The organism is Corynebacterium sp. HMSC073B01, from assembly GCF_001838255.1.
In the GTDB taxonomy this organism is placed as follows: Bacteria; Actinomycetota; Actinomycetes; order Mycobacteriales; family Mycobacteriaceae; genus Corynebacterium; species Corynebacterium jeikeium_D.
This window is the reverse complement of record NZ_KV836152.1, coordinates 1-2,439: the sequence shown is the minus strand read 5'-3', so window position 1 is coordinate 2,439 and position 2,439 is coordinate 1. Positions and strand designations below refer to the sequence as shown.

1 protein-coding gene and 1 rRNA gene are annotated in these 2,439 nt (G+C 53.3%); one reads left to right on the top strand and one right to left on the bottom strand.

All coding sequences use genetic code 11. The annotated features are described in order from the left end of the window. Positions 1-269: 269 nt before the first annotated feature. Positions 270-1,718, top strand: coding sequence for a nucleobase:cation symporter-2 family protein (locus HMPREF2849_RS04725; protein WP_070429049.1), 1,449 nt, complete (start codon positions 270-272; stop codon positions 1,716-1,718). Positions 1,719-2,250: 532 nt separating this feature from the next. Here the strand turns inward: HMPREF2849_RS04725 and rrf are convergent. Continuing rightward, positions 2,251-2,367: ribosomal RNA gene (gene rrf / locus HMPREF2849_RS04720) — 5S ribosomal RNA — on the bottom strand. Positions 2,368-2,439 lie beyond the last annotated feature (72 nt).

Here is a 2,439-nt window from a genome sequence, read left to right as displayed (position 1 = left end):
TACATTACACACACTTCACACATAAAGCGAACCCCCAGGTCACAACGCCTTTCTAGTGTATTTCCGAGCTAATAGAAAACCATAACCCTAGAGTCTCACTTAAAGCTGTTCCGCAATGCATTCGTTCAGCGGCTTCCCACGCACACTCACGAGTTATCTCAGCAAAGTGACGTGACCCGATGGCCTCGTCGTAAAGCGAGATGGAGCGAAACCACCCCAATAGAAAGCTCCAGTGAGGAAAACCTGGACTAGGGAACTAAAGTCGAACTGTGACTACATCAACGAAGACCGATACTCAGACGGTTCATCCGGTCGATGAGTATCCGGGCCATGTGAAACTGCTTGTACTCGGCTTTCAACATGTGCTCGCCGCGTATGCAGGCGCGGTGGCAGTCCCGCTTTTCGTGGGCTGGGCACTTGTGGATGCCGGGCGTATGTCCCCGTCCGATATTCCGCACCTAATTGCTGCGGACCTGTTTGTTGCAGGCATCGCCACCATCGTACAGTCGGTGGGTATTTGGCGATTTGGTGTGCGACTACCACTGATTCAGGGCTGTACCTTCTCTGCCGCGATTCCGATGGTTACTATCGGATCGCAATACGGCGTACCCGCAATCTACGGTTCGGTGATTGCATCGGGCATTTTCATGATGCTCTTTGCACCGCTTTTTGCGTCGCTTCTACGCCTATTTCCGCCGTTGGTCACTGGCACGGTGCTATTGATTATCGGCACGACGCTTATGCCAGTCGCAGCCGACTGGGTTGGTGGCGGTGCTGAAGTCAAGGACACTCCAGATTTCGGCGCACCTCAAAACTTGGCAGTAGCTGCGTTTGTGTTGGTCTTAATTCTCAGTATTGAGCGATGGGCACCAGAATGGCTCGCCCGCATTGCCGTTCTAGTGGGCATGATCTCCGGATTGCTGCTATGCATTCCATTGGGAATGGTGGATTGGTCTGGAACTAAGGACTCACCAGTCTTCGGGTTGACGCATCCATTCTACTTTGGCATGCCTGAATTCGTCCTCTCGGCTGTATTTGCCATGTGCATTGTTTCGCTTGTGACTATGGTCGAAGCGACTGGCGACGTACTTGCAATCGGCGAGATTACCGAATCCGAGATTGATAATCACCGTATTGCCGACACACTGCGTGCCGACGGTGCTGCGACCGTAATTGGCGGTATTTTCAATACCTTCCAATACACGGCGTTTGCCCAGAACATTGGCGTCCTATCCATCACGGGCGTACGTTCCCGATGGGTTACCGCAGCTGCAGGTGGAATGCTGCTGATCCTGGGTTTGATTCCAAAGACGGCCGCTCTCGTTGCCGCTATCCCAGCTCCAGTTTTGGGAGGTGCCGGTATCGCCTTGTTCGGTATGGTCGCAGCATCGGGCGTCCGCACTCTATCCAAGGTTACGTTCACTGAATCCAACGTGATTGTCGTGGGTATTCCGTTGGCATTGGCATTACTTCCTGCTGTATCGCCCGAACTATTCTCCGGACTACCGGCATGGGCGCAAACGTTTATGGCTTCAGGTATCTGCGTAGGTTCCGTCGCTGCTATCATCTTGAATCTTTTGTTCAACACCGCCGACCGTGCACCGCACGCCGTTACTCCGAGTGCTCACGACACCTTCCGCGGAGGTATTAACTCTGAAGATAAGGACCACGACGGCTACGGAGACGTCCCGTCGGCTAAGCCGAGCAGTAATAACTAACCTCGGTACTTTGATTAGCGCGACTGCATAGCTTAATCCCAGACAGGGCTAACTTAACTAAATACGACACCCTCCCGTATGGGCGCAGGCAATACCTCACCTATACGGGATTTTCTTTTGGCGTGATCGAGGACGCCGCCACAGCATCTCGTAGGTACGAGTCGAAGATCAGAGCTGACTACTAAGTAAGCGTATGTCTCCCTATTTGGACAGCTTGGTAATAAAGCCTCAATTGGACTGGGGTATCAGTATGTAGGGATGAGTGGCGGTGATAGTCACAGAAGTGCAATGGATGAATCGCACACGCCACCAAGCTAAGAGCCAGAATTCGAGGAGCCTCCGCGACCGGTCTACTGCGCACCGGGCCCCTTCCAAATACCCACAACCAAGCAAAATCAATGGCTATCACCGAGACATAAGCTACGACATCTATCGATTGAATGTTGTTTACTTGTGGGTAAAACAAAAGCGGGCCGCGGCCACCACCCCACACACGGGGAAATAGCAACCACGACCCACCAACAATTATTTATGCCGGCGGCGACCTACTCTCCCACACCCTCCCGAGTGCAGTACCATCGGCGCTGGTGGACTTAGCTTCCGGGTTCGGAATGGGACCGGGCGTGACCCCACCGCTAACACCACCGACAAAAACCAGGCACCAACCACACCCCACCACAAAACTTCGGGTGGGTGGTGTCATGCCAGACACTGAATAACG